The organism is Bradyrhizobium sp., from assembly GCF_016462955.1.
Classification (GTDB): domain Bacteria; phylum Pseudomonadota; class Alphaproteobacteria; order Rhizobiales; family Xanthobacteraceae; genus Bradyrhizobium.
This window is the reverse complement of record NZ_JAEMSD010000670.1, coordinates 386-3020: the sequence shown is the minus strand read 5'-3', so window position 1 is coordinate 3020 and position 2635 is coordinate 386. Positions and strand designations below refer to the sequence as shown.

The following is a 2635-nucleotide window of genomic DNA, read 5'->3' as shown; positions in this document are numbered from 1 at the left end:
GATGCTTGGTCTCATGGCGGCAGCGGCTCGTGAAGCTTTTGAAGAATGTGGCGTTCTTTTCGCTCGCGAGTACCGCGGTGGTCCCTTGGTTGATGGTGCGCGAGCAGAAACGTTGGGTATCGCTTATCGTCAGGCCATCGAGGCCGGGACACTTGGCTTTGCTGACATGATCGAGCGGGAATATTTGATCGCGGCCTTCGATCAGCTTGTGCACTTTGCCCACTGGATTACGCCGCCGCATATGCCAAAGCGTTTCGACACCTATTTTTTTCTCGCTCAAGCTCCGATTGATCATGTTTTACGGCACGACGGTCACGAAGCCGTCGACTCTACATGGATCACCCCAGCTCAAGCACGCAACGACGCCGACGCACAAAGGCGAACGGTACTTTTCCCGACACTATTGAATCTCGAGAAGTTGGGACGTCATGACTCGGTGATGCAGGCACTTGCAGCTGCCCGGGATGAAACCGTCGTGACAGTCAGGCCTGAAGTGCAAACATCTCCAGGAGGTAGGATACTTCGAATTCCAATTGAGGCAGGCTATGGCGCGGAAGAATTTTTGGTTGTTGGTGAGCCAGGTCAGAACGCGCGTGTCGTCAAGCTAGATGTCGCAAGTGATGCCGGAGGCGCTGGAAAACAGTCTTCTTAGCACGGCCGTTACGTCAAAAAGTGATCTTCTCACGAATTGATGACCAACAGAGGCCCAAGTGACATTCGTTGCATCTTCGAACAAGACATCTGGAATTGGGGGATGTCCCGGGTTCTGTTGAGTTTCTGAAGAGGTCGGCGTTGCCCACCTTGAGCCGGTAGGCTCGGGGCGCTGATTCGGGCAACGCCATGACAAGGGATATCACCCCGGCTGGTTCGCCGGCGCCGGGGCTGTGGACGAAGCGTTTGGGGAAGTGCGGGCGAGCGTCGATCGGTTCTGTCTTGCGGCAGGGATCGAGTGTTCGGCACGATGATGGAGGCGGAAGTGACGGCGGCCTGCAGGCCGTCGCCGCGGGCGCGATGCGGCGCGGCGGGCGCACCGTTGGGGCCGAACGTGGGACCGGATCGGTTTCCACGGCGGCAAGATCGAGGTCGAGCGCCCGCGGGTCCGGAGCATGGAGGGCCGCGAGGTCACGATCCCGAGTTGGGAAACGGCGGCGCAGGAGGACTGAGTCGGTCGCTGGGCGATGAACCTGATGCTGATCAATGTGTCGACGCGCCGGACTAGGCCGCGGAAATCCCACCGTTCACGCTCACTGCTTGTCCGGTGATTTTCGAAGCATACGGGCTCGAAAGGAGTACCGCGAGCGGAGCGACGTCTTTTGGCGTTGGGAGACCTGACAGCGAGGATGATGGTCTCCGGGCAATGCTGCTGCAACTCCACCATCAAGCCGCGAACTACGGTCCCGAACTTTCGGGTCGACAAAATGCTGGTGGCTAGGGCGAAGCTCTCGTTGCCGAGCGTGTAGCGGCCATTGGTATGGGTCAGGAAGTTGTCGGCCACCATCGGACGCAACAACGTCAACAAAATGCTCTTGGGCGAACCGAGACGGCTTGAAAGCTCGGCGAGCGACAATCCGTCGTGGGAATGTGCGACCGCGTCAAAAATCGCGAGCATGCACTTCAGCGATCTCGGTCCGGCGCTCGCCGCTTTATCACGCACAACGGTACCCCGCATTTCTGTGGCTTCCGTCGGACGTTTCAGCACCAGTGATCCTCGACTGCAGCTCGACCACTTCAATTTCTCCGAGCCGCCTGTGCGGGTGCTCGCACATAGGATGCACGCAATGGACGAAGATCGGACGGCGTGCAAGTAAAATCGCCGAAGCCGCGCGTGTCTGAGCAGTTGGTCTTGATGTCGCGCTGATATTGCGGGCCCCTGATCAAAGCAGATGTGCTCCTCAGGAGATAAGGAGCGATTACGCTCCGGTCTGCGTCGTTAATTCGTTGAGAATTTCCTCGGTGTGTTCTCCGAGGCGGGGTGGCTTGCGATGAAGCGACGCCGCGGTTCGAGAGAAGCTTGCCAGCGGAGCCATCGATACCGTTCGTCCCGCGGCCGGATGATCCAGCCGCCGGAAGAAGTGTCCCTCCGCGAGATCTCCGTTTGTGAAGATGGACTGGAAATCGTTCACCGGCCCGTTTGGAATGTCGGCGATATTTAGCTGCTCCTGCCATTCAGCCGTGGTTCGAGTCTTTATCGGCTCGACAACAATACCGTACAATTCGTCGATGTTTCGCACACGATCTTCCAGGTGAAGGAAGCGAGGATCCTTTGCGAGTTCCGGCCGCTCTATGGCCGCAAACAACCGTGACCATTGGTCGTCGGTGACAGCGAGAAGCGATATATAGCCGTCCGACGTCTTGTAGGGTCGACGGTGAGGCGTCAGCATGCGACTGTAGCCGAGGCCGAGGTCGGGCCGGTCGATCACGCCGCCCCAAAGATGTTCGATCATGTTAAAGCCGACCATGGCGTCCATCACGGCAACATGGACTTCCTGGCCGACGCCTGTGCGCTCGCGTGCAAACAACGCCACGCCGATGCTGGAGGCGAGAATGTAGCCGCAGAGCTTGTCGCAGATGATCGTCGGGAAATAGCGCGGCATGCCATCCACGACGTTCATCGCGGCGATTCCGGAGGCAGCCT

The 2635-nt window shown here is 58.7% G+C and carries 3 protein-coding genes and 1 pseudogene; 3 read left to right on the top strand and 1 reads right to left on the bottom strand.

Translation table 11 applies throughout. The features are described from left to right. From JHD07_RS36605 to JHD07_RS36595, 3 genes and pseudogenes are all read left to right on the top strand, one after another. A partial coding sequence (locus JHD07_RS36605) for a hypothetical protein (protein WP_291631041.1) occupies positions 1-652 on the top strand: 652 nt, incomplete at its 5' end. 188 nt (positions 653-840) lie between these two features. After that, positions 841-1160 (top strand): annotated as a pseudogene (locus JHD07_RS36600) (IS256 family transposase); the annotation flags it as partial. A gap of 324 nt (positions 1161-1484) precedes the next feature. Then, the gene (locus JHD07_RS36595) at positions 1485-1808 is read left to right on the top strand and encodes a hypothetical protein (protein WP_155253861.1); all 324 of its coding nucleotides are present in this window, start codon (positions 1485-1487) and stop codon (positions 1806-1808) included. Between the two features lie 102 nt (positions 1809-1910). Here JHD07_RS36595 and JHD07_RS36590 read toward each other — a convergent pair. Then, positions 1911-2635: CoA transferase (locus JHD07_RS36590; RefSeq protein ID WP_291631038.1), on the bottom strand; the 725-nt coding region annotated here is incomplete at its 5' end.